We start from the raw sequence: 24588 nt of genomic DNA on the forward strand, positions 1-24588 counted from the left end.
CATTGGCTGCATGAGCACGTACGAGAAACTTCTGCAAGAGCAGATCCGCAATGAGTTCACGGCCTCCCAGCAGTATGTGGCGGTCGCTGTCTGGTTCGACGACCAGGACCTCCCGCAACTGGCGGCGCACTTCTACAAGCAGGCCCTGGAAGAGCGCAACCACGCGATGATGATGGTCCAGTACCTGCTGGACAAGGACATCCGGCCGCACATCCCCGGCGTCGGCGAGGTGGCCTCGGACTTCAAGTCGGCCCTCGAGCCGCTGGAGCTCGCGCTGCAGCAGGAGATCACCGTCACCAAGCAGATCGAGACGCTGGCCCGGACGGCGCGCGACGAGAGCGACTACGTCGGCGAGCAGTTCATGCAGTGGTTCCTCAAGGAGCAGGTCGAGGAGGTCGCCGCGATGAACACCCTCGTGAACGTCGCGAAGCGGGCCGGCGACAACCTGTTCCACCTCGAGGACTTCATGGCGCGGGAGACCGTCGGCGACAACGGCAGCGACCCGACGGCGCCGCACGCCGCCGGTGGGACTGTCTGAAAGCTGTAGTACGACTCGTGCGGAACGCCGGGGTCTGGTGGCCGATGACCCCGGCAGCTCCGCTGTAAACCCGGTTTAACCTTTCCTCTGTCGCTGGTGACTACTTACGGGTAATGTCGCCCACATGGTGACCGCGAAGCGCCCGCCCGGATGGCCGTTGCTCGTCGCTCTGACGAACGGCCGGTCCCGGATCCCCGACGACCAGCTCGCGGCCGCTGTCCGAGATCGCGTCGTGCTGGTGACCGGCTCGTCGTACGGGATCGGTGAAGCGACTGCCCGCCGACTGGCCCGCGCCGGGGCGACGGTGCTGTTGGTGGCACGGACGGCTGATCAGCTCTCCTTGGTCGCCGCCGACATCAATGCTTCGGGCGGCAAGGCCTTCGCCTATCCCACGAACCTGGCTGAACCGGCGGCCGTCGAAGCGCTGGTTCGGAGGATCCTTGATGCGCACGGGCGGGTCGACGTACTGGTGAACAATGCCGGGAAGTCGATTCGGCGGTCGGTCGCTGATTCGTACCAGCGGTTCCACGACATCGAGCGGACGAACGCGGTCAACTACCTCGGCCCGGCCAAGCTGGTGCTCGAGCTGCTGCCGTCGATGCGGTCGCGACGTTCCGGGCACATCGTCAACGTGTCGACCGCCGGGGTGCGGACTCCCCCGATGGCGCGCTGGTCGGCGTATCTGGCGTCGAAGTCGGCTTTTGACGTGTGGTTGCGGTGTGTGGCGCAGGAGATTCGGGGTGACGGGGTGACGACGTCGACCGTCTACATGGGGCTGGTGCACACGCGGATGAGCGAGCCGACGCCGATGCTGAACAAGATGCCCGGGCTGAGTCCTGAGCAGGCCGCGGATCAGGTCTGTACGGCGATCGCCACCCGACCGAACAACATCACCCCGCCGATGGTCCGGCCGGCCGACGTACTGGGGAATCTGCTCCGGGTGCCGACCGATCGGTTGCTCGAGGCGTACTTCCGGCGATCGGATCGGCCGCGCAAACCGCGGAGCGCGGAGTGATCTCGCCTTCTTCGCTGCTGGAGCTGGGTCGGGTGCCGATCGCGGTGGCGAAGTCGGGGATCTGGCGGCCGGTGCATCCCGCGCACGTGCTCGGGATCGAGCGGTCACTGCGGCATTGGGGGCAGTCGATGGCCGCGCTCGGTGCGGTGGCCGCGGTGCGGTATCCCGATCGCGCGGCGGTGATCGACGAGAACGGTACGACGACGTACGGCGAGCTGGATCGGCGGTGTGAGCGGATCGCGGCCGGGATGCACTCGTCGTACCAGATCGTTGCCGGGAGCAAGGTTGCGGTGTTGTGCCGGAACCATCGGGGGTTCCTCGAGGCGACGCTGGCGGCTTCGCGGGTCGGGGCGGACGTGCTGTTCGTGAACACGGAGTTCGCTCCCCCGCAGCTGGCCGCCGTACTGGAACGGCATCGGCCGGATCTGCTCGTGCATGATGCCGAATTCGCCGTACCGGCTGGGATTCCGGCGGTGCTGTCCGATCTGTCGGGGCTGGTTGCTTCCGAGGCGGACGAAGCGCCGAAGCCGGAGAGCCCGGGGCACATCACGATTCTTACGTCCGGGACGACCGGTACGCCGAAGGCCGCGCCGCGGGTGCCGACCGCGCTCGGGCTGGCCGGGCTGACGGCGAGCGCGTTGAGCCGGTGTGGGCTGCGGTCCGGGGAGCCGGTGATGATCTGCCCGCCGCTGTTCCATGGGCTCGGGTTGCTGACGTCGATGCTGGCGTTGTTCCTGGGGTCGCCGCTGGTTCTGGCGCGGAAGTTCGATGCTGCGGCGGCGTTGCGGTCGGTGGAGGAACATCGGGTCGGCGTGATCGTCGCCGTACCGGTGATGTTGCGGCGGATGCTTGATCTCGGGCCTGGTGAGATCGATGTGCGTTCGTTGCGGATTGTGCTCTCGGGAGCGTCGGCGTTGGGGGCTTCGCTGGCGTCGGAGTTCATTGGGGTGTTCGGGCCGGTGTTGTGTGATGCGTATGGGTCCAGTGAGGTCGGGATCGCGACGATCGCGACGTCTGCTGACTTGCTGGCTGCGCCGGGGACGGTTGGGCGGGCTTGTCTCGGGAGTTCGGTGCGGATCCTGGATGACGACGGACGGTCGGTGCCGGTGGGCGAGACTGGGCGGATCTTTGTGAGCAGTGGGCTGGTCTTCGGTGGGTACTCCGATGGGTCGAGCAAGACGGTTGTCGATCGGCGGATGAGTACCGGGGACATGGGGCATCTCGACGGTTCCGGGCGGCTGTTCGTCGACGGGCGCGAGGACGACATGATCGTGTCCGGCGGGGAGAACGTGTATCCGGTCGAAGTGGAGGAATGCCTCGCTCGGCATCCGGCGGTCGCCGAGGCGGCGGTGGTCGGCGTACCGGATGCGGACTACGGGCAACGGCTGGTCGGGTACGTCGTACTGCGCGGCTCGGCGACGGCGGACGAACTGATCGCGCACGTCCGGGCGAACCTGGCCCGCTACAAGACACCCCGCGAGATCGTCATCGTCGACTCGTTTCCCCGCAACGCCACGGGCAAGATCCTCCGCAACAAGTTCGGCTCGTGACCGCTCAGCCTTGAGCACCCATCAGCCACCAATACGCCCCACAAATGACTGACCCGTGCACAAAGCCCTGGCCTGAGTGTCTGCCATCATCCTCGGCATGGGTCTGTTCAAGAAGAAGGTCAAGCAGGACAACCTGGCCGCGAATGCAGAGTTGGCGCAGCTGCTGCTTGAGGGCGAGGACATGCTGCAGCAGTTGCAGGTGGCGCATCTCGAGGGGTGGGGGTTGGGGTCGGCCGACAGCTGGGGGCTCGATCAGACGACCGGGCTGCTGACGTGGACCTTCCCGGACAAGGTCGCGACGGCGCCGGCGCAGATTCTCGGTAGTTACAGCCACAACTCGGGGTCGTGGATGTGGGCTTGGGCGAACCAGAGCATCCTGCCGGAGATGAGCCGGGATTCGCTGGCGGTGCGGGAGTGGGCGGAGGCCGGTGGGCACCACAGTCTGGCTGAACCGAGCCGGAAGGCTGACGATTCGCAGGTGGCGAGCTTGACGGCGATTGCCGTGCGGGTGACGCGGGCGGCGGGCTACTACCGGGGGCCGGGTGGCAGCGGGTACACCGTGATGACGTTCGGGCCGGTCACGTTGACTGCGGCGGACGGGACGACGTCCAGCTTCGCCATCGACGTGCAGTGAGCTCAACCTCTACTTGAGGTTGGGGTCAGGCTTTGGGTTCGGCCTGGAGGGTTCTGGGGGCGGGGCCGGTGTAGGTGGGGAGGATGGATTTGGGGAGGGGGCCTTTGATGCGGGTGGGGTCTTGGGACTGTTCGTGGGCGTGGGCCAGGAGGCCTACTGAGCGGGAGAGGACGAAGAGGCCTCGGGCCAGTGGGGGGTCGAAGCCTAGTTCGGCGTAGATGGTGGCGGTGGCGCCGTCTACGTTCATGGGGACGGGGGCCAGGGCCGACTCCAGGGCCAGGGCGGTTTGCAGGTGGTGGCCGGGGATGGTGCCTTCGGCAACTGCTTGGTGGGCGGCGGTGATGAGGGGGTCGCGACGGGGGTCGCGGGGGTGGAAGCGGTGGCCGAAGCCGGGGACGTAGGCCTTGCGCGATTTGTACGACGCGACTACGTCGTGCGGGTCGGCGGCGGAGTCGTGCATGGCGTAGAGGAGCTCGAGGCATTGCTGGCCGGCGCCGCCGTGGATGTCGCCGAGGAGGTTGACGCCGGTGGCAATCGCGTTGTTGAGCGGGAGGCCGCAGGAAACGGCCATCCGGGCGGCGGCGATCGAGGGGGCTTGGGGGCCGTGGTCGACGGCGGCGACGAGGGTTCGCTCCAGGAGGCGGGCCTGGCCCGGGGTCGGCAGGTCGCCGCGGACCATCAGCCAGATCATCTGCGGGAACGACACCGCATCGATCAGCTCCTCGATCGCGTACCCGTGAAAGCGGATACTCCCGGGCCCGATGTCCGAGATCCCGGTTGCCCACCAGTCGGCCGCGTCCGTCGTACCGGTCATGTGGCGCCTTCCTTTGCGAGCGAGTCGATCTCCTGTTCGGTGTAGCCGAGGGCGGTGAGGATTTGGGTGGTGTGTTCGCCTAGGCGGGGTGGGCGGGTGGCGGGGCCGATGGCTTGGCCGTTGACGTGGACGCTGCTGCCCAGGACGCGGAGAGAGCGGTCTCTGCCGTCGGGCATGGGGACCTCGTGGAAGAGTTCGCGGTCGGCCAGTTGGTCCAGGGAGAGCGCTTCCTCGACGGTGAGCACGGGGGCGACCGGTACGCCGGTGTCGGCCAGGAGGTTGTCCCAGTGCGTGGCTGAGGCGCGTTCGAGGGTCTTCTCGAGCTCGGCCTTGAGCTCGGCACGGTGGGCCTTGCGGGATTCGCGGGTGGCGAAGCGTTCGTCGGCGATCAGGTCCGGGCGGTCGAGCACGCGGCACAGTTCGACGTACTGCTCCTGTTTGTTGGCGGCGATGTTCAGCGCGCCGTCGGCGGTGCGGAAGGTGCCGGACGGGGCGGAGGTGGCGTTTTCGTTGCCCATGGCCCGTGGTACCCGGCCGCCGACCAGGTAGTCGGAGACGACCCAGCCCATCGCAGCAACCGCGGTCTCCAGCATCGACACGTCCAGGTAGCTACCAATCCCGGTGCGCGAGCGCTTCACCAGTGCGGCCGAGATCGCGAAGGCGGCCGCGTACCCGCCGAGCGTGTCGGCGATCGGGAAGCCGGTCCGCGTTGGAGCGCTCTCCGGCGTTCCCGTCACGCTCATGATCCCGGAGAGACCCTGGATGATCTGGTCGTACGCCGGCCGCCCGCGCATCGGACCGGTCTGCCCGAAGCCGGAGACCGCGCAGTACACGAGACCGGCGTTGAGGTCCTGCAGGGTCTCGACCGGAAAGCCGAGGCGGGCGAGCACACCGGGGCGGAAGTTCTCCAGCAGGACGTCGGCCTCGCGGACCAGCCGCTCGAAGACCTCGCGGCCGGCGGGGTTCTTGAGATCGAGCGTGAGAGAGCGCTTCCCGCTGTTCTGAGCCAGGAACGAGATCCCGAGACCGGCCGCGGAGAGCTCCGGGTCTCCCCCGAGGTTCCGGGCCAGGTCGCCAGTGCCGGGGACCTCCACCTTGATGACATCCGCGCCCATCAGTGCGAGCTGATATCCCGCGAACGGGCCTGCCAGCACGTTCGTCAGGTCCAGCACCCGGACCCCGGCCAACAGATCCGCATCAGGTCGCACTGAAGCCGCTCCAGTTGGTGGTGTTGATGGTGGCGGCACAGCGTCGTACGGCGTTGATGTAGGCAGGAAGGCGGTCGTCGCTGAAGCGAGTGGTTGGACCGCCGACCGCAATGGCCGCGACGACCCGACCGTCCGGACGGCGGATCGGGGCAGCGACGCCGGAGGCACCGAGTTCGCGCTCTCCATGACTGATCGCGAACCCACGAGCGGCAGCGTCGGTCGCCGCGGCCCGGAGGCGCTTGGAGAACCCCGGCGGGCGAGGTGCCTCGAGAGCGATCTCTTCGATCACCGACGGATCAACGCCCAGCACAGGCGGGTCCGTGAGCAGCACCTTCGACGCGGCACCGCTCCACAACGGCATCGACGAACCGACCGCGATCGAGTGCCGGATGCTCAGTGTCCCGAGGGCCTGCGCGAGACAGACCCGGGTGCGGCCGACGCGGATGTACAGGTTGGCGGTCTCGCCGGTATCCGCGGCGAGCCGGCCCATCGCGGCGCGAACGGCCGGCGGGATCTCCATCGTCGCGCTGCTCAGTCGCGACCAGCGCAGGAAGCCCGGACCGATCGCGTACTTCCCCGGGCCGATCGCCGCGACCAGACCGCGCTGCTCGAGCGTCGTGACCAGTCGCAGAACTGTTGTCTTCGGCAACCCACTGGCGGTGGTGAGCGCGGCGAGCGTCCAGCTAGGGTGCTCGTCATCGAAGCGTTCCAGCAGGTCGAGCGCGCGGTGCACACTGCGAACCCCGTCACCGTCAGCCATCCGAATCCCCTCTCTCGGGTGTCACTCCGACCATAGACCGACGTACCACAGAACGGAATCTCTGTACCCCCTGGTGGAATGCTGCTACGTTTCCGACAATTGGACCCCCTCGCCCCCCGGAGGCATCCCATGGCCCGTCGTAGGACGGCACAGCCCAGGACGGCGCTGATCGCCGCGGGCCTGGCCGTCAGCCTGCTGCTCAGCGGCTGCTCGGCCCTGTCGAAGACACTCGACGGCGGCAGCGTCGCCGGTGACTTCCCGAGCCGCAACGTCGAGATCATGGTGCCCGCCGCCCCTGGTGGCGGCTGGGACCTGACCGCACGGCAGTTCCAGCACGTGATCCAGGAGGACAAGCTGCTGGCCGACCGCTCCGTCTCGGTCGTGAACGTGACCGGCGCGGGTGGCGCGGTCGGGATCTCCAAGCTGGTCACCAAGAACCGCAAGGACCCGCACACGCTGATGATCACCGGCCTGGTGATGGTCGGAGCGCTGACCCTGAACCAGTCCCAGATCAAGGTCTCGGACACCACGCCGATCGCGACGATCACCGCCGAGCAGGAGGTGATCGTGGTCAAGGCCGACTCCCCGCTGAAGACGCTCAAGGATCTGGTCGACCTCTACACGTCCGACCCGGCCAAGGTCAGCTGGGGCGGCGGCACCATCGGCGGTACGGATCACATCACGGCGGGCACCCTGGTGAAGGCCGCCGGCCTGGATCCGTCGAAGGTGAAGTACATCAGCTACTCCGGTGGCGGCGAGGCGACCGCGGCGATCCTGTCCGGTGACGTCACCGTCGGCATCTCCGGGATGAGCGAGTTCGAGGAGCAGATCACCGCCGGCAAGATGCGCGTGCTCGCCACCACCGGCGCCGAGCAGCTCACCGTGGCCGGCAAGCAACTGCCGACGATGAAGTCCGAGGGGTACGACGCCGAGGTCCAGAACTGGCGGGCGATCGTGGCACCGCCGGGGATCCCGGACGCCGACCGGAAGCGGCTGGTCGAGTTCGTGACGAAGGTGAACACCTCGCCGAAGTGGGCCGAGATCCGCAAGAAGCAAGGCTGGACCGAGTTCTTCAAGACCGGTGACGACGCCAGCAGGTTCATCGCCGAGGAGACCACCCGGGTGCAGGCGCTGCTGAAGGAGCTGGGGATCGTATGAGCGCCGCCGAAGAAGTGGAAGCGCCTGAGGTCAGGGCCACCGACGTCGAGGTCGAGGCCTCCCGGCTGGTCCGGATCATCGCGGCGATCGTGCTGATCGTCCTGAGCGCGACGTTCCTGGTGGGCGTCTTCGACATCCGCAGCCCCAAGGGCTTCGACCCGGCCGGACCGCGGTTCTTTCCGTTGCTCGTGACAACGGCCTGGCTGCTCTTCTCGATCGGCTACCTGATCGAGGGGCTGCGGGCGCCGAAGGCCGCTCAGAACGACGGCGACCGGAGCTGGTTCGAGCCGGTCGCGTTGTCCGCGCTGCTCGTGCTGTACGCGCTCCTCGTCGTACCGCTCGGCTATATGGTCGCGACCGCCCTGCTGTTCTTCGCCGCGGCCCGGGTCCTCGGCAGCCGGCAGCTGGTCCGCGACATCGTCGTCGCGCTCGTCCTGGCGATCGTCGTCTACATCGCCTTCACCCGGTTCCTCGACATCTCGCTGCCGGAAGGGGTGCTCGGCCTGTGATCGCGCTCGGTGTCGGCGGCGACCTGCTGCACGGATTCGGCACTGTCCTGGATCCGATGAACCTGCTCTGGGCCGTCCTCGGCGTCACCCTCGGCATGCTCGTCGGCATCCTGCCCGGGATCGGCCCGGCGCTGACCATCGCGCTGCTGCTGCCGATCACGTTCAACTTCTCCGACCCGATCGGCGCGTTCATCATGTTCGCCGGGATCTACTACGGCGCCATGTACGGCGGGTCGACCACCTCGATCCTGATCAACACTCCCGGTGAGTCAGCCTCGGTCGCGACCGCGATCGAGGGTCACAAGATGGCGCTGAAAGGCCGCGCCCGGGCGGCGCTGGCGACGGCGGCGATCGGGTCGTTCGTGGCCGGCACCATCTCGACCGTGCTGCTGACCTTCGTCGCGAAGCCGATCGGCAGCCTGGCCAGTCACTTCCAGGCCACGGACTACTTCGCCGTCACGCTGCTCGCGATGGTCGCGGTGACCGCGCTGGTCGGTCACTCGATGGTCCGCGGCCTGTTGTCACTGACGGTCGGGCTCTTCATCGGGCTGATCGGACTGGACAGTCTGTCGGGCGCACCGCGGTACACGTTCGGTTCGCTGCGGCTGCTGGACGGGATCGACGTGGTGATCGTGATCGTCGGTCTGTTCGCGATCGGCGAGACGCTGCACGTCGCGTCGAAACTACGGTCGACTCCGGACCGGCCCGCCGTACTGGAGAAGGGCCGGCTGCGGACCGGGTATCTCACCAAGTCGGACTGGAAGCGTTCGTGGGCGCCTTGGTTGCGCGGTACGGCGCTCGGCTTCCCGTTCGGCGCGATTCCGTCCGGCGGCGCCGAGGTGCCGACGTTCTTGTCGTACTCGATCGAGCGGCGGCAGGCGCGGAAGAAGGGGCGCGACGAGTTCGGGAACGGGGCGATCGAGGGTGTGGCCGGTCCGGAGGCCGCGAACAACGCGTCGTTCTCCGGCGTGCTGGTGCCGCTGCTCACACTCGGTCTGCCGACGTCGGCGACGGCCGCGGTGATGCTGGCCGCGTTCCAGATCTTCAACGTGCAGCCCGGACCGCAGCTGTTCGAGAACAACAGCACGCTGGTCTGGACACTGATCGCGTCCCTGTACGTCGGCAACCTGATCCTGCTGATCATGAACCTGCCGCTGATCGCGATCTGGGTGCAGGTGCTGAAGGTCCCGCGGCCGCTCCTGTACTCCGGGATCCTCGTCTTCGCGTGCCTCGGGGTGTACTCGCTGTCGGGCTCGGGCTACGAGGTTCTGATGGCACTGGTGATCGGTGTGGTCGGCTTCTTCATGCGCAAACTCGACTTCCCGATCGCGCCGGTCATCCTCGGCGTCATCCTGGGGCCGACGATGGAGGAGCAGTTCCGCCGGGCGCTGGTCATCTCCAACGGGGACGGCAGCGTATTCTTCACCCGGCCGCTGAGCTTGATCATCATCGTGCTGACCGTGCTCGCGCTGTTCGTGCCGTACCTGCCGAGGATCGTGGCGCGCCTGCGCGGCACCCAGCCCGCCCACCAGCGGCTGACCTTCGGCGAGGACGACTGATCGTGATGAGCCCGCCGCCGGCGGCGGGCAATGAGAGAGTGGGCGTCGTGAAGATCCTGGTTGGTTATGTCCCCACGGCCGAAGGCGAGGCGGCGCTCGACGCCGCCGGCCGCGAAGCTTCGTTGCGCGGTGCTTCGGTGCTGCTGCTCAACACCAGCCGCGGCGACGCCTACATCGACGCCCGCTACGCCAACGAGGCCGAGCTGGAGGCGGCTTCCGCGAAGCTGCGCGAGCACGGCGTCGAGGTCACCATCCAGCAAGCCGTCTCGAACGGCGACGTGGCCGGCGAGCTCCTCAAGGCGGCCGCAGCCGAAGACGTCGGCCTGATCGTCCTCGGCCTGCGCCGCCGCTCCCCCGTCGGCAAGCTCATCCTGGGCAGCACCGCCCAACGCGTTCTCCTCGAGTCCCCGGTCCCGGTCCTCGCGGTAAAGGCCCCCTCCCCCCACGACGACTGACCGACCGCGCTTTGAGCCCCCACCAACCATTTCAGGACCTCCGCAACGACTGACCGGTGCTCAAGGCGTCGGAATCGGTACGCCGGGTTGGCGGCGGCAGCTCGAGCCTGCGCGTGCGCTCTAAACTGCGCGACCGATCCCCCCTTGAGCACGCACCAGAGGGCTCGTGGGCGGGTGTTGGGGGTGGTGGTTGGGTAAACCATGTGAGTGGGTGGGCTGGGCCGCCTAAACTTGCTGATGACATGTCTGATGCACGGACCGAGTTGTCGAGTCCTCCCCCAGCCCCCCGTCCCACCCAGGACTCCCCAACGCCTCCCCAGGCCCCAGCCGCGGACGGTGGAGGCGCTCGACCGCGACGTCGGCGTCGGTCCGGCGGCAAAGGCGGAGCACCGCGTGAGGGCGGCGCGGCACGTGAGGGTGCTGCTCCGGCCGAGGCCGGGGACGACGTTGCTGAGGTCAACCTCGGTGAGGTGGTTGGTCGGCTGGCGGAGCTGACTGTTTATGACCGTGAGCATCTTGGGCGGCGGTTGGAGCGGGTTCGGGGGACCAAGGAGGCTCGGAAGCGGGCTGACGCGCTGCAGGGTGTGATCGGGGCGATCGAGCAGGCGGAGCGGCGGGTCGAGTTCCGGCGGAGCGCCGTACCGGAGATCACGTATCCGGCGGAGTTGCCGGTCAGCCAGTTGAAGGATGAGATCGCGGCGGCGATCCAGGCGCATCAGGTCGTGATCGTGGCCGGCGAGACCGGGTCGGGGAAGACGACGCAGCTGCCGAAGATCTGTCTGGAGCTCGGGCGCGGGATCCGGGGCATGATCGGGCACACGCAGCCGCGGCGGCTGGCGGCGCGGACGGTGGCCGAGCGGATCGCTTCGGAGCTCGACACCGAGCTCGGCGAGACGATCGGTTTCGCGGTGCGGTTCACCGACAAGGTGAGCGAGCGGTCGCTGGTCAAGCTGATGACCGACGGCATCCTGCTGAACGAGTTGCAGCGCGACCGCGACCTCAGCCGGTACGACACGCTCATCATCGACGAGGCGCACGAGCGCAGCCTCAACATCGACTTCATCCTCGGCTACCTCAAGCAGCTGCTCCCCCGGCGTCCCGATCTGAAGGTGATCATCACCTCGGCGACGATCGATCCGGAGCGGTTCGCCGAACACTTTGCCGACGGCAACGGTACGCCGGCGCCGATCGTCGAGGTGTCCGGGCGGACCTATCCGGTCGAGGTGCGGTACCGGCCGATCAACGACCCCGATGACCCGAGCACGATCGATCGCGACCAGACCCAGGCGATCCTGGACGCCGTCGACGAACTCGAGTACGAGGCGGACGGCGACGTACTGGTGTTCCTCAGCGGTGAGCGGGAGATCCGCGACACCGCGGACGCGCTCAACGACAAGTACGCCGCTCAGCGCGGACGGTCCAACGCGGTCGAGGTGCTGCCGCTGTATGCGCGGTTGTCGAACGCCGAGCAGCATCGGGTCTTCCAGCCGAGCGGCAACCGCCGGATCGTGCTGGCGACGAACGTGGCCGAGACGTCGTTGACGGTGCCCGGGATCAAGTACGTGATCGACCCCGGTACGGCGCGGATCTCGCGGTACAGCCATCGGACCAAGGTGCAGCACCTTCCGATCGAGGCGGTGTCGCAGGCGAGCGCCAACCAGCGCAAGGGCCGGTGCGGGCGGACCAGCGACGGTATCTGCATCCGGCTGTACTCCGAGGAGCACTTCGAGAGTCGTGACGAGTTCACCGACCCGGAGATCCTGCGCACCAACCTCGCCTCCGTCATCCTGCAGATGACCGCGATCGGGCTCGGTGACATCGCGGCATTCCCGTTCATCGACGAGCCGGACAAGCGCAGCATCACCGACGGGCTGCAGTTGCTGACCGAGCTCGGCGCGATCGAGCCGGCCAAGACTGGTGAGCGCCACCGCAGGCTCACGCCGACCGGCAAGCAGCTCGCGCAGATCCCGCTCGACCCGCGACTCGCGCGGATGATCGTCGAGGCGGACAAGCACGCGTGTGTGCGTGAGGTGATGGTGATCGCGGCCGCGCTGTCGATCCAGGATCCGCGCGAGCGGCCGACCGAGGCGCAGGCCCAGGCTCAGCAGGCGCACGCGCGGTTCCGCGACCCGAACAGCGACTTCCTCGGCTACCTCAACCTCTGGGGCTATCTGAAGAAGCAGCAGAAGGAGCTGTCCGGCAACCAGTTCCGCCGGATGTGCCGCGGCGAGTACCTGAACTATCTGCGCGTCCGCGAGTGGCAGGACATCTTCGCGCAGCTGCGTCAGGTCGCCGCGCAGATCGGCGTCACGCTCAACAGCGGCGAGCCCGCCGATCCGCAGAGCGTGCACATCGCGCTCATGTCCGGGCTTCTTTCGCACCTCGGCATGAAGGACCCGGCGAACCAGCACCAGTACCTCGGCGCTCGGGGAACCCGCTTTGCGATCTTCCCGGGCTCGGGGCTCTTCAAGAAGCCACCGCAGTTCGTGATGGCCGCCGAGCTCGTCGAGACGTCGCGGCTGTGGGCGCGGGTGAACGCGAAGATCGAGCCCGAGTGGGCCGAGGACCTCGCACCGCACCTGATCAAGCGTTCCTACTCCGAGCCGCACTGGGAACGCAAGGCCGGCGCGGTGATGGCCTACGAGAAGGTCACCCTGTACGGCGTACCGATCGTTGCCCGGCGCAAGGTCAACTACGGGAAGGTCGATCCGGAGGCGTCCCGGGAGCTGTTCATCCGGCACGCGCTGGTCGAGGGCGACTGGGACACCCACCACAAGTTCTTCCACGAGAACCGCAAGCTGATCGCCGAGGTCGAGGAGCTCGAGGAGCGCACCCGGCGACGCGACCTGCTGGTCGACGACGAGACGCTGTTCGCGTTCTACGACGAGCGGATCGGTGCGGACGTCGTCACCGGGCGGCACTTCGACACCTGGTGGAAGACGGCGCGGCAACGCGACGCCGACCTGCTCGACTTCGAGCGGTCGCTGGTGGTCCGCGAGGGTGCGGAGGTGAAGGAGGAGGAGTTCCCGCTGCGCTGGTCGCAGAACGGGATGACCTTCGATCTCACCTACGCCTTCGAGCCTGGTACGGACGCGGACGGCGTGACTGTCCATCTGCCGCTGCTGGTGCTCAATCAGGTGACGGCGGACGGGTTCGAGTGGAGCGTGCCCGGGTTCCGCGAGGAGCTGGTCACCACACTGATCAAGTCGTTGCCGAAGGCCATCAGGCGCAACATCGTGCCGGCTCCGGATCACGCCCGGCAGATCCTGCCGTTCCTGGACCCGGCTGATGGACCGCTGACCACGGCGATGGCGAACGAGCTGCGGAACCTGCGCGAAGTGATCATCGAGGACACCGACTGGGACTGGAGCCGGGTGCCGGAGCATCTGCGGATGACGTTCCGGGTGGTCGACGACCAGGGCAAGACAGTGGCCGAAGGCAAGGATCTGGCCAAGCTCAAGGAACGGCTGAAGCCGAAGACGACTGCGGCGATCTCGAAGGTCGCGTCGAAGGCAGTCAGTGGGCTGGAGCGTGCCGGGCTGACCGACTGGACGTTCGGTGACCTGCCGCGAAGCTTCTCCGAGCATCGCAACGGGCTGACGGTCGCGGGGTATCCGGCGCTGGTGGATGAGGGCAAGACGGTCGCGATCCGGTTGCAGGAGACCGAGCGCGACCAGACCGCGGCGATGTGGAACGGCACGCGCCGGTTGCTGCTGTTGACGATGCCTTCGGTGATCGACGTCGTACAGCGTCATCTGACCAACCAGCAGAAGATGACCTTGATGGCCGGGCCGCATCGCAATGTCGGCGAGCTTCTCGACGACGCGATCGCCGCCGCGGTCGACCAGTTGATGGCGGCCGCTCATGGGCCGGCGTGGAACCTGACCGCCTTCTCGGTCCTGCGAGACGCCGTACGGTCGGATCTGGCGGATACCGTGCTCGGAATTCTGCGGCAGGTCGAGCAGGTGCTCGGTCACGCGCGGACCGTGGACAAGGCGATCTCACGGGCTTCGTCGCCGGCGTTGCTCGCGGCGCTGTCGGACGTGCGCGGTCAGCTGGAGGCGTTGATCAACCCGGGCTTCATCACGCGGACCGGGGCGGCGCGGTTGCCGGATCTGGTGCGCTACCTGCGCGGGATGGAGCAGCGGCTCGACAAGATCGGCGCGAACGCGATGCGCGACCGGTCCGGGATGGCGATCGTGCAGATGCTGACGGACGAGTACCAGAACCGGCTGCGCGCCGTACCGACCGGGAAGTACCCCTCCCCTGAGCTGCTTGAGGTGCGGTGGATGCTTGAGGAGCTGCGGATCAGCCTGTTCGCCCAGACGATCGGCACGCCGTACCCGGTCTCGGAGAAACGCATCCGCAAAGCCCTGTCCACTGCCTGACCCGGACCGCCGCCACTCACCAAACTCCACCATCGCGTGCCGTGCACGCTCAGCCGAGCGCTGGCCGGGCGGCCCGGCGAGGGTTGGTGAGTGGCGCAGGTCCGGACGCCCAGGCCGTCGCACATGGTGGGTCAGCCCATCAAATGGGTTGGGGGTTAGGCGTTGAGGAGGCGGTGGGCCAGGGCGTGGACGGCGGTTCGGAGTTCCGGTGGGTCGAGGATTTCGAAGGGCCAGGGGATGCGGGTGGTTTGGAAGGTGAGGGGGCTCAGGTCGTTGGCGGCGAAGCGGAGTTCGCAGGAGTGCGCGTCTATCGGGTCGACGATCACCTCGCTGGGTGGGAGGGCTTTGCGGGCGGTTTCGGCGTCGACCTGAACGCGGACTCGGGCTACTAGCTGCCAGGGTGCGATGTTGGTGCCCTCGGCAACCAGCGCCACCGGGTCGGGTGGGTTGTCGAAGTGGTGGCGGATCCCGGTGCGTTCGGGGTGGGTGATGCGGTCCACCCGGAACGTGCGCCAGGCGTCGCGGTCGCGGTCGCGGGCTACCAGGTACCAGCGGCGGCCGGTGTGGACGATCCGGAGGGGCTCGACGCTGCGGGCGGAGTCGGTGCCGTCGTGGGTGCGGTAGGCGAAGCGAAGGCCTTCGGTGTCGCGGCAGGCGGCCGCCAGGATGGTGAGAACCTCGCCGTCGATGGTGGGCAGCTCGCCCTGGGGTAGCGCGGTCACCTGGGCACCGATCGCGCTGACCTGCTCGCGAAGTCGGGCGGGCAGCACCTGGTTCAACTTCGCCAGCGCCGAGGCTGCTGCCTCCTCGACCCCGGAGACGGTGGCGGTCGTCGCGGCACGGAGGCCGACTGCGACGGCGACGGCCTCCTCGTCTTCCAGCAGGAGCGGGGGCAGCCGTCCACCTGGGCCGAGGCGATAGCCGCCGCCGATCCCGGCCTCCGCGTCGATCGGGTAGCCGAGAGAGCGCAATCTCGCGACATCACGCCGTACCGTCCGGGGCGTGATGTCGAGCCGGGTCGCGAGCTCGGCGCCGTCCCACTGCGGGCGCGACTGGAGCAGCGACAAGAGTCGGAGCAGCCGGGTCGCGGTATCCATGAAGCCAGTTTGCCGCAACCTGCGGACCGATCCTGTCCTCAGGTCGTTCTACGGTGGATCCATGACCACGACACTGGAGAACTTGCTGAAGCTGTCCGACTTCGCCTGGCAGCGGCTGCGGGCTCGGGTCCAGGGGCTGACAGACGAGGAGTACTTCTGGGAGCCGTTCGACGGGTGCTGGAGCATCCGGAAGACGGGCGCCGGCTTTGTCCAGGACTCGTCGGACATTCCGCCTGAGCCGTCGCCGTTCACGACTCTCGCCTGGCGGATCAGCCACATCGTCGACATCCTCCAGGAGGACCGGACCGCAACCTGGTTCGGGCATGAGGCCGACCCTGCGGACGGACAGCCCCCGGTGCCCGGATCGGCGGCCGAGGCGCTCACAGCGCTCGATCACTCGTACGACGTCTGGCGGCGGCGACTGGCAGCGCTGAGTCAGGAGGACCTGGACCGGCGGATGGGTCAGATCGCGGGACCATGGGCGAATGATGACGGTACGGCGTTCGCGCTGCACATCCTCGACGAGTTGATCCACCACGGCGCCGAGGTCGGAACCGTGCGCGACTTCTATCGGGGTACGCATCCCGAGGATCCGTTCGACGAGGCGCTCGCCGGTGAGTTGACGCCGGCTGCGCATCCGACACTGGTGGCCGACGCGGCTGCGGCCCAGCGGTGGGACGTCATCCCCCGGCTCGCGGAGCTGGGCTTCGGGCTGGATGAGATGACAACCAACGGATTCACGGCGGCGCATCTGGCCGCAGGGAACGGGGCACTCGAGACGGTGCGATTCCTGGTCGAGCATGGAGCCGACCTGGCGATCGCCGACCCGCGCTTCAACGCCGACGTCCTGGGGTGGGCGTACTGGTTCAAGCGGGCGGACGTCATCGCGTATCTCGAGGCTCAGGGCACGAAGGCCCGCTGAGAGCGGTTTCTGAAGTCGCGTGGCGAGACCTCGTGGGCGGCGGTGAAGCAGCGGGTGACGGAAAAGGCCCGCCCCGGCCGTGCTGCCCGGGGCGGGCGAGGTGTTATCAGTTGGGTGCTACTCCAAACAGATCCGGAACGGGTGTCCGGCCGGATCGGCGTAGATCCGCCAGCCGCGCGCATTGTCGGCCGGTGGTGGGTCGAGCGGGTCCAGCGGCTCCGCTCCGAGCGCGACCACAGTGGCGTGGCCGCTGGAAAGATCCTCGACGATGAGGTCGAGGTGGAGATCCTGCGCATCGGTGCCGGGCCACGTGGCCGGCAAGTACTCCTCCGTGCGCCGGAAGGCCAGGGTCGAGAACCCGAGCGACGAGCCGGGGCCGGTCAGGCTCCGCCAATCGTCGTCACCGGTCTCGTCGACGTCCAGCCCCAGCAGCGCCGAGTAGAACTGGGCGAGCTCCAGCGGGTCCGGGCAATCCAGAACCACCGAGCCGAGCCGCCCGGCAGTACTGCCCGGCTGCTCTGCCACCTGCGTCATCTGTCCTCCAGCTTCGTCTCTACGACAGCCTGCTCCTGTCGGGGCAGGACCTACGGGCCCATCTGGTCGGAAGGCCCGGCCGCCTACGATGACAGGTCGATGGGACAGTTCGCACCTTTCGACACGCCTTCCTGATCGGTCAGGGAGATTACGTCGGGTAGTTGTCTGGTGTTGACGGGGAGAGCGCCTGCCCGAACACTGACGGTCATGAAGCGACTACTCCGCCCCTGTCGTCGTCCGCTGCTCGGTCTGCTGACCGCCGCCTTCCTGGCAACTCCCCTGTTCGTCCCCTCAGCCACCGCCGCGCCCGCGGCACCCGCACTGATCCCGAAGCCTGTCTCCCAGCAGGCCCTCTCCGGCGAGACGTTCACGCTGCAGGCGTCGACGGCCGTCGGCGTCATCGCCAGCCCGGACGAACGCACAGCCGCCACCAAGGTCGCTGAGCAGCTGTCCACGCAACTGCGGCGCTCGACCGGGTTCAACGTCCCGGTTGCCGCCGACGTCGGCACGATCCGGCTCTCGACGAACGGCGCCAGCTCGCTCGGCGCCGAAGGCTATGAACTGCGCGTCGATCGCGCGGCCGTCACCGTCACCGCAGCGACGCCCGAGGGCTTGTTCCGGGGTGTCACCACGCTGCGGCAGTTGCTGCCCGCCAAGGCCGAGGCATCTGCCCCGCAGGGCGGTCCGTGGCAGATCGCCGGGACCGCGATCTCCGACTCACCCCGGTTCGCCTACCGCGGCACCATGCTCGACGTCTCCCGGCACTTCTTCTCGGTCACCGAGGTCAAGCGGTACATCGACCTCGCATCGCTCTACAAGCTCAACAAACTGCACCTGCACCTGGCCGACGACCAGGGCTGGCGGCTCCAGGTCGACAGTTGGCCGCGACTGACGACGTACGGGGGCAGTCTTGAGGTCGGCGGCACGCCGGGCGGCTACTACACCAAGGCCGACTTCGCGGAGATCGTCCGGTACGCCGGAGAGCGCTATCTCACCGTGATCCCGGAGATCGACACCCCGGGGCACACGAACGCGGCGCTGGCGTCGTACGCGGATCTGAACTGCAACGGCGTCGCCCCGCCGCTCTACACGGGCACCAACGTCGGCTTCAGCTCGCTGTGCGTCGCGAAGCCTGTCACCTACTCGTTCCTCGACGACGTGTTCCGTGAAGTCGCGGCGCAGGCCCCGGGCGACATCGTCCACCTGGGTGGCGACGAGGCGCACTCGACGCCGCACGCCGACTACGTGACGTTCCTGAACAAGGCCTCGGCCATCGTCGCCGGCAAGGGCAAGCGCGTGATGGGCTGGCACGAGATCGGAGATACCGCTCTCCCGGCCGGGAGCATCGTGCAGTACTGGGGCACCGACGACACCAAGTCCCGGGACCTCGCCCGCCTGGCCGCGACTAAGGGCGCCCAGATCGTCATGTCGCCGGCCAACCGCGCCTACCTGGACATGAAGTACAACAAGGACACCCCCTACGGCCTGTCCTGGGCCGGCCTGGTGAGCGTCGAGAAGGCCTACAGCTGGAATCCCACCACGCTGATCCCGAACCTCCCCCAGAGCGCCGTAGCGGGCGTCGAGGCGCCGCTGTGGTCGGAGACGCTCGACAACATCGACAAGGTCGAGTTCATGGCCTTCCCACGGCTGCCCGGGATCGCCGAGCTCGGCTGGTCACCGGCCTCAGCCCTCAACTGGACGACGTACAAGGACCGGCTCGCCGGTCAGGGCTCGCGCTGGGACGCTCTGAGCGTCAACTTCTACCGGGCGCCGGAGATCGCCTGGCGCTGAGCTTTCCCGCTAGCCGAGGACCCGCTCGAGCAGCCAGGCCGTGGACGCGTCCAGGTCCTGCTCGGCGACCGTATGGTGCGTCGCGGCCCCGTCCGGGGTCGCGCGCACCTCCAACCGGTAGACGTACCGATCCGGCTGTGGACGACCACTGCCGAGCTCAGCCGTCCCGAGAGCCTGTACGGCGGCCTCCAGCTGCTCGGAATCCGGCGCACTGCTGGTGTCGAGCTCGCCCTGGGCAACGAGCCCGGCGAACCCTCCGCTGCGGGTCACGGTGACGATCAAGGCACTCCTCGGGGCAGGTGGGGCACCACGATTGCGCGCGGCGCAACGAATGTCCAGAGCCGCGCGACACGCCGATAAATTCGATCATCAACGGACGCCCGTTACCCGGCGTACCGGCTCGTTTGTCTCACGTTGCCATCACCGCGACCCCGCTCCGGAGGACGAATCAGCAGGTCGGCGCGGGATTCGGCCCACCGCGGCAGGCTCGCGGCGGGCAGCCGGCGGGTGAATCCATGTGAACACGGAGCGTGGTACCCGGCGACAATCAGCGACACGTGTTCTCGATCACCCCTTCCACGCGGCCCCAGATCGGCTACAGTTATCGCGTTGCAGTTTTGGACTCCCACTGACTTTCGCTGTGCTGTACGGCCGGTTTCGTCGTCTGGGGCCTTTCGGCGACACGCGGTTCATGAGGTGTGGATCGCGTCTTGTTACAAGCCATCAAGGAGATAGACACAAATGGCTGTCGGTACTGTCAAGTGGTTCAACGCTGACAAGGGCTTCGGCTTCATCACCCCGGATGACGGTGGCGCGGACGTGTTCGCGCACTACTCGGCCATCCAGACCTCGGGCTTCCGCTCGCTGGACGAGAACCAGCGCGTCGAGTTCGAGATCACCCAGGGCCAGAAGGGCCTTCAGGCGGAGAACATCCGTCCGATCTGATCCTCGGATCAGCTCTTCTCGAAACTGAAGAAAGGGCCACACACCTTCGGGTGTGTGGTCCTTTCCCTGTCCCGAGGCACTTCGGGTAACAATGACCTGGATGACAGAGAACGCGCGCTACAGCCGGCCGGGCGAAGACGCCGGCGAGCGGCTGGACCGGCAATGGGGTGAACTCCTCCAGGAGTTGCGCCTGGCCCAGACCGGCACCCAGATCCTGTTCGCGTTCCTGCTCAGCATCGCATTCCAGAGCGCGTTCCAAAGTGCGGACGCGTTCACCCATCACGTGTACGCCGTAACGCTGATCGCGTCGGCTCTCGCGGTAGGCCTGTTCCTCGCGCCGGTGTCGTTCCACCGCATCGTCTACCGCCACAAACTGCGCGACCGGATGCTCCCGATCGCGAGCCGGATGGCGATCGCCGGCCTCGCCTTCCTGGTGGTCGCGCTGACCGGCGGTGTCCTGCTCGCGACCGACGTCGTGATGTCCCGGCCGGTCGCGATCGCGCTCACGTCGATCGTCTTCGTCTGGTTCGTGATCTTCTGGTACGCGATCCCCGAATGGGTCCGGCGCACCATGCCTAACGGAACCGGGGAATGACCTCCGCGGCGACCTGCTCGAGCACGTCCTCGCTGCCGGCGTAGATGCCTTCGGCGCGGGGCCAGTGGGTGATGACGTCGGTGAAGCCGAGGGCGGCGGCGCGGCCGACGATGTCCTCGAAGGCGGCGACGCTGGTCAGGGCGTAGAGGCTGTTGTCGATCGAGAGGTAGCGGTCGAACGGGCGATCCTGGCCGGCGGCGGCGAGGGTGTCGTCGAGGCGGTGGGTCAGGTCGGCGACCGTCTTGAACCAGCCGTCGAGGTCGTCGGCACGACCGCCGGTGGTGACCCAGCCGGCGCCGTACTTGGCGGCCAGGCGAAGGGAGCGCGGACCGTTGGCGGCCATCACGAAGGGCACGCGTGGCTGCTGGACGCAGCCGGGGAGCGTACGGCCGTTGCGGACCTCGAAGTACTCACCCTTGTAGTCGACGCCGTCGGTGGTGAGCAGCTCGTCCAGCAACTCGACGAACTCGGTGAGCCGGTCCACCTTCTCGCGCGGGCCGAGCTCCGGGCCGCCCTGGATGGTGGTGTCGATGCCGCCGCCGGCGCCGATGCCGCAGAGGAACCGGCCGCCGGAGATGTCGTCCAGGGCAAGGATCTCGCGGGTCAGCGCGAGTGGGTGCCGGAAGTTCGGTGAGGTGACGAAGGTGCCGAGCTTGATCGTCGACGTGGCCAGCGCGGCCGCGGTCAGCGTCGGCGTCGTCCCGTACCAGGGTGAGTCCTGCAGGCCTCCCCAGGTCAGATGGTCGTAGGTCCAGGCATGGTCGAACCCGAGCTCCTCCGCGCCTCGCCAGCGCCGCTCTGCTTCCTTCCACCGGTATTCCGGCAGGATCGTGATCCCGAATCGCATGCTCGCACCTTACCGACCCGGGAATAGATTGAGTGTTCAACCATGTTCTCGACTGACATGACTACCCCGGTGCTGTACCTGAGCCACGGCGCTCCCCCGCTGGCCGACGACCGCCGCTGGACCGCTGAACTGGCCGACGTCTCGGCCGGGCTCGATCGCCCGACCGCGATCCTGATCGTCTCCGCGCACTGGGAGGCAGCGCCACTCACCCTCGCGGCGACCGAGACCGTGCCGCTGCTCTACGACTTCGGCGGCTTCCCGGAGCGCTACTACCAGGTCAAGTACGCCGCACCGGGCGCACCGCAACTCGCCGACCAGGTCCGCAAGCTCCTCCACTCCCCCGGTACGCCGGTTTACGACGACCCGACCCGCGGTCTCGATCATGGGGCCTACGTGCCGCTGAAGGAGATGTACCCCGACGCGGACATCCCGGTCCTGCAGGTGTCGATGCCGACCCTCGACCCCACCGAGCTCTTCCGGATCGGCCAGAAGCTGGAGCCACTTCGCGACCAAGGCGTCCTCATCGTCGGCAGCGGCTTCACTACACACAACCTGCGCGAGATGAACTTCGCCGCCGGCTCCGACGCCCCCGCCCCGAACTGGTCGATCGAGTTCGACGACTGGACCCGCCGAGCCCTCGAGTCCCAAGACGTCGACGCCCTCATCGACTTCCTCCACAAGGCGCCCGCCGCCACCATCGCCCACCCCCGCACCGAACACTTCGCGCCGCTCTTCGTCACCCTGGGAGCAGCCGCCCACCACCTCCCCACCGCCCAAACCGTCATCAACGGCTTCTGGTACGGCCTCTCCAAGCGCTCCTGGCAAATCGGCTAACCGAGCCGCCAATCGGGGGCGTGAACAAGACCTGGTGGGCGTGGACAGGTCACAGCTTGTTCAAGCCCACCACAGGGGGTGTGCACAGCTGGTGGGTCCTCAAGGCCGGGCCGGTTCGCTTTGAGCACCCATTTTTGGGCCGGCCAGGTGACTGATCCGTGCTCAACGTCGTACCGGGGTCCGTGGGGTTACGTCGTGCTCCTCGCCGATCCGAAACGGCGGGCCCGAACGCGGTGGTTGCTCGCCGCTGCGGCCGATTGACAGTGAAGCGCGTGGCTGAGCGGGTCTCTGGCTGAGGGGGATGGTGCGCGCGCTTCCGGTCGCTGGGGAAGGTGGGGTTGGGGAGCGTTGTCGGTCGTTTTCGGGGGTGCTTCGCTCCCCGGCCCGACAATCACGGCCGCCGCGAGTGGCGCAACCGTGCAATCAGCACCCGAGTGTAAGAAGCGTGCCGCCGGACCGCGATTTCCGCCACTCCCCACACTCGACGTCCCAGCAGGTCGACCTCGTACGGCGGGTTCACTCGCGGCCGGGTCATCTCAGCCTGCTGATCCTGGCGGCAGCAACCACCGCGACGGGTCAGCTACCAAGCCTCCTGATCGTCGGCGGCAACCACAGCCCGTCAGCCACAGACAACGTCGAACCTCGGTCGCCGACCGAACCATCCCGCCCAGCCCCAGACCACCCCAGCCACACCGCTTCAGTAAAACCGGCCGCAGCGGCGACCAGCCACCGCCTACCCCACCGGCCGAATCCGAGCGGCCGGACGGGACGAGCACCTTCAGGAGCGCGGGGTTCCTGACCAGCCGAAGTGCCCAGCCACCGCGCACACCGTACTGGTTGACCACCTCGAAACGGGAGATCCACGAATACCTAATGGCTAACGTCCGAACGATCGGAGACGGGGCACCCCAGTTCATCGGACGCTACCGCAGCGCAGCATCTAACGTCCGAACGATCAGAGACAGGGCACTCCGGTTCATCGGACGTTAGGGAGGGGGTGGCTGTTAGCGGGTGGGGGTTGGGAAGGTGGCAAGGGTGGTGGTGCCGATGCTGGCTAGCCAGACTTGGCCGTTGAGTTCGCGGACGCCGGTGGGCATGCGGAAGTCGGGGTGTTTGCCGCGGAGGTCGTGGACGAGAGCGCCGGACTCGTCGTAGGCCTGGAGCTCGATGATGTCGGCGGGCTTGGGTTGGAGGGCGTCGGGGAGGGCCCAGACGAGTTTGCGGAGGATGGCTGGCTTCGGGAGAAGCAGATCCAGGAGCGCGTTGCGGGGTGAGCCGATGGTGACCCAGATGAGGCCGTCGGAGCCGCGGGAGATGTTGTCGGGCAGACCCGGGACACGGGCGAGTACGCCGGGCTGCGCGTCCGGCGTACTGAGGTCGAGTGTGTAGACCGCGTAGGTCGCGGTCTCGGCCCAGTAGAGGGTTTGGTCGTCGGCGCTGAGGGCTACGCCGTTCGGGAAGGCTCGGTCGCCGGCGAGGCGGGTGAGTGTGCCGTCGGGGGTGAGGCGGTAGACGCTGCCGGTGGCGGAGTGCTCCAGCAGGTCGCCCTTCCAGTTGTCGACGCCGAAGCGGGTGGACGAGTCGCTGAAGTAGATCGTGCCGTCAGCGGCGACGGCGGCGTTGTTGCAGAAGCGCATCGGGCGGCCCTCGATCTCGGCCAGCAGCGTTGCCACGCGCCCGTCCTTGTCGAGCGTGAGCAGGCCGCGGTTGGCGTCGCAGACCAGCACCTTGCCGTCGGGCAGATACTCCAGACCGAGGGGCCGGCCTCCAGTGTCCGCGAGCGTGCTGATCGCCGTACCGTCGGCGGAGACGCGCAGGATGCGGCCGTCCGCGACGCCGGTCAGCACGCTGCCGTCCTCGTCGATCAGGGTGTCTTCCGGCCCGTGCCCCGGCACGGCGACCGTCGTGACCTCGAGTGCCGAGGGATGGCGGACCGGGTCGGCGGGCGGCGGAGTCCAGCGGACGGGAGCGATCGAAGCCTTCATGCGCAGACTCTACAAGGAGTCAGAACCCAGGCACACAACGCGACAACCCGGACCGGCCACGTGGCCGGTCCGGGTTGCACGACGGTGGATCAGAAGATGACTTCGCCGCGGGCACGCCGCGCGCGAAGCTTCTCCAGGGCCTCTTCGAGGATCTCGGCCGCCTCCTGCTCGGAGCGCCGCTCCTTCACATAGGCCAGGTGGGTCTTGTAGGGCTCGATCTTCGTCGGCGGCGGGGGGTTGTTCACATCGGTGCTGGTCGGCAGACCGCACCGCGGACAGTCCCACGCCTCCGGGACAGCAGCCTCGACAGCGAAGACGGTCGCCGTCTCGTGCCCGTTGGCACAGAAGAAGACGACGCGCTGGCGGGGCGCGGTGTCACCGCGCTCCGCCTCGCCCATCGGGCCGGCACCGACCCGGCTGCCACGAATAGCACTACCACCACCAGCCACG

Annotated in this window: 23 protein-coding genes; 14 read left to right on the forward strand and 9 right to left on the reverse strand. The window is 67.8% G+C overall.

Going from position 1 to position 24588, the window contains the following annotated elements:
• Positions 1-10 precede the first annotated feature (10 nt).
• From OG474_RS40220 to OG474_RS40235, 4 genes are all read left to right on the forward strand, one after another.
• Positions 11-538: a ferritin gene (locus OG474_RS40220; protein ID WP_405058913.1), complete on the forward strand. Its 528-nt coding sequence runs from the start codon at positions 11-13 to the stop codon at positions 536-538.
• A 124-nt stretch (positions 539-662) separates the two neighbouring features.
• Positions 663-1553, forward strand: a complete 891-nt coding sequence (locus OG474_RS40225) for an SDR family NAD(P)-dependent oxidoreductase (protein ID WP_405058914.1) — start codon at positions 663-665, stop codon at positions 1551-1553.
• Positions 1550-3103 (forward strand): AMP-binding protein, encoded by a 1554-nt coding sequence (locus OG474_RS40230; RefSeq protein ID WP_405058915.1) that lies wholly within the window; start codon positions 1550-1552, stop codon positions 3101-3103. The genes OG474_RS40225 and OG474_RS40230 overlap by 4 nt, the downstream gene beginning before the upstream one ends.
• 97 nt (positions 3104-3200) lie before the next feature.
• A complete protein-coding gene (locus OG474_RS40235) occupies positions 3201-3737 on the forward strand; it encodes a DUF6882 domain-containing protein (RefSeq protein WP_405058916.1) in 537 nt (178 codons plus the stop codon).
• Positions 3738-3762: 25 nt separating this feature from the next.
• Here the strand turns inward: OG474_RS40235 and OG474_RS40240 are convergent, their stop codons facing one another.
• From OG474_RS40240 to OG474_RS40250, 3 genes are read right to left on the reverse strand one after another with little or no spacing between them, the layout of a single operon-like run.
• Positions 3763-4551, reverse strand: a complete 789-nt coding sequence (locus tag OG474_RS40240) for a citryl-CoA lyase (RefSeq protein ID WP_405058917.1) — start codon at positions 4549-4551, stop codon at positions 3763-3765.
• On the reverse strand, positions 4548-5759 hold the full coding sequence (locus tag OG474_RS40245; RefSeq protein WP_405058918.1) for a CaiB/BaiF CoA transferase family protein: 1212 nt from the start codon (positions 5757-5759) through the stop codon (positions 4548-4550). The genes OG474_RS40240 and OG474_RS40245 overlap by 4 nt, the downstream gene beginning before the upstream one ends.
• The gene (locus OG474_RS40250; protein ID WP_405058919.1) at positions 5749-6519 is read right to left on the reverse strand and encodes an IclR family transcriptional regulator; all 771 of its coding nucleotides are present in this window, start codon (positions 6517-6519) and stop codon (positions 5749-5751) included. The genes OG474_RS40245 and OG474_RS40250 overlap by 11 nt, the downstream gene beginning before the upstream one ends.
• 129 nt (positions 6520-6648) lie before the next feature.
• Between OG474_RS40250 and OG474_RS40255 the strand changes: the two genes are divergently transcribed.
• The 5 genes from OG474_RS40255 to hrpA all read left to right on the forward strand — a co-directional run bounded on the left by OG474_RS40255 (position 6649) and on the right by hrpA (position 14588).
• A complete protein-coding gene (locus tag OG474_RS40255; RefSeq protein WP_405058920.1) occupies positions 6649-7677 on the forward strand; it encodes a Bug family tripartite tricarboxylate transporter substrate binding protein in 1029 nt (342 codons plus the stop codon).
• Positions 7674-8186 (forward strand): tripartite tricarboxylate transporter TctB family protein, encoded by a 513-nt coding sequence (locus OG474_RS40260; RefSeq protein WP_405058921.1) that lies wholly within the window; start codon positions 7674-7676, stop codon positions 8184-8186. Before OG474_RS40255 ends, OG474_RS40260 begins: the two co-directional genes overlap by 4 nt.
• Entirely contained in the window at positions 8183-9745 is a 1563-nt protein-coding gene (locus tag OG474_RS40265; RefSeq protein ID WP_405058922.1) for a tripartite tricarboxylate transporter permease, read from the forward strand. The genes OG474_RS40260 and OG474_RS40265 overlap by 4 nt, the downstream gene beginning before the upstream one ends.
• A gap of 47 nt (positions 9746-9792) precedes the next feature.
• Complete coding sequence (locus OG474_RS40270; RefSeq protein ID WP_405058923.1) at positions 9793-10200, forward strand: universal stress protein; 408 nt, start codon at positions 9793-9795, stop codon at positions 10198-10200.
• 242 nt (positions 10201-10442) lie between these two features.
• Positions 10443-14588, forward strand: a complete 4146-nt coding sequence (gene hrpA, locus OG474_RS40275) for an ATP-dependent RNA helicase HrpA (RefSeq protein ID WP_405058924.1) — start codon at positions 10443-10445, stop codon at positions 14586-14588.
• A gap of 155 nt (positions 14589-14743) precedes the next feature.
• On the opposite strand, the gene OG474_RS40280 is transcribed toward hrpA, so the two are convergent.
• The gene (locus OG474_RS40280) at positions 14744-15685 is read right to left on the reverse strand and encodes a helix-turn-helix transcriptional regulator (RefSeq protein ID WP_405058925.1); all 942 of its coding nucleotides are present in this window, start codon (positions 15683-15685) and stop codon (positions 14744-14746) included.
• Positions 15686-15746: 61 nt separating this feature from the next.
• On the opposite strand from OG474_RS40280, the gene OG474_RS40285 reads away from it, so the two are divergent.
• Positions 15747-16607, forward strand: a complete 861-nt coding sequence (locus OG474_RS40285) for a DinB family protein (protein WP_405058926.1) — start codon at positions 15747-15749, stop codon at positions 16605-16607.
• A 117-nt stretch (positions 16608-16724) separates the two neighbouring features.
• Here OG474_RS40285 and OG474_RS40290 read toward each other — a convergent pair whose 3' ends face one another.
• Positions 16725-17141, reverse strand: coding sequence for a VOC family protein (locus OG474_RS40290; RefSeq protein WP_405058927.1), 417 nt, complete (start codon positions 17139-17141; stop codon positions 16725-16727).
• Positions 17142-17348: 207 nt separating this feature from the next.
• On the opposite strand from OG474_RS40290, the gene OG474_RS40295 reads away from it, so the two are divergent.
• Positions 17349-18932: a beta-N-acetylhexosaminidase gene (locus OG474_RS40295; protein ID WP_405058928.1), complete on the forward strand. Its 1584-nt coding sequence runs from the start codon at positions 17349-17351 to the stop codon at positions 18930-18932.
• 9 nt (positions 18933-18941) lie between these two features.
• Here the strand turns inward: OG474_RS40295 and OG474_RS40300 are convergent, their stop codons facing one another.
• A complete protein-coding gene (locus tag OG474_RS40300) occupies positions 18942-19214 on the reverse strand; it encodes a protealysin inhibitor emfourin (protein ID WP_405058929.1) in 273 nt (90 codons plus the stop codon).
• Positions 19215-19673: 459 nt separating this feature from the next.
• On the opposite strand from OG474_RS40300, the gene OG474_RS40305 reads away from it, so the two are divergent.
• Entirely contained in the window at positions 19674-19877 is a 204-nt protein-coding gene (locus OG474_RS40305) for a cold-shock protein (RefSeq protein ID WP_012921273.1), read from the forward strand.
• A 100-nt stretch (positions 19878-19977) separates the two neighbouring features.
• Positions 19978-20472 (forward strand): DUF6328 family protein, encoded by a 495-nt coding sequence (locus OG474_RS40310; RefSeq protein WP_405058930.1) that lies wholly within the window; start codon positions 19978-19980, stop codon positions 20470-20472.
• Here OG474_RS40310 and OG474_RS40315 read toward each other — a convergent pair.
• The gene (locus tag OG474_RS40315; protein WP_405058931.1) at positions 20453-21319 is read right to left on the reverse strand and encodes an LLM class flavin-dependent oxidoreductase; all 867 of its coding nucleotides are present in this window, start codon (positions 21317-21319) and stop codon (positions 20453-20455) included. The two genes, OG474_RS40310 and OG474_RS40315, sit on opposite strands and share 20 nt — an antisense overlap.
• A gap of 42 nt (positions 21320-21361) precedes the next feature.
• On the opposite strand from OG474_RS40315, the gene OG474_RS40320 reads away from it, so the two are divergent.
• On the forward strand, positions 21362-22153 hold the full coding sequence (locus OG474_RS40320) for a dioxygenase (protein ID WP_405058932.1): 792 nt from the start codon (positions 21362-21364) through the stop codon (positions 22151-22153).
• 1004 nt (positions 22154-23157) lie between these two features.
• Here the strand turns inward: OG474_RS40320 and OG474_RS40325 are convergent.
• Together OG474_RS40325 and OG474_RS40330 are read right to left on the reverse strand one after the other, a co-directional pair.
• The gene (locus OG474_RS40325; protein WP_405058933.1) at positions 23158-24138 is read right to left on the reverse strand and encodes an SMP-30/gluconolactonase/LRE family protein; all 981 of its coding nucleotides are present in this window, start codon (positions 24136-24138) and stop codon (positions 23158-23160) included.
• An 89-nt stretch (positions 24139-24227) separates the two neighbouring features.
• Complete coding sequence (locus OG474_RS40330) at positions 24228-24587, reverse strand: RNA polymerase-binding protein RbpA (protein ID WP_405058934.1); 360 nt, start codon at positions 24585-24587, stop codon at positions 24228-24230.
• Position 24588 lies beyond the last annotated feature (1 nt).

Source organism: Kribbella sp. NBC_01505 (assembly GCF_045040285.1).
Lineage (GTDB): Bacteria > Actinomycetota > Actinomycetes > Propionibacteriales > Kribbellaceae > Kribbella.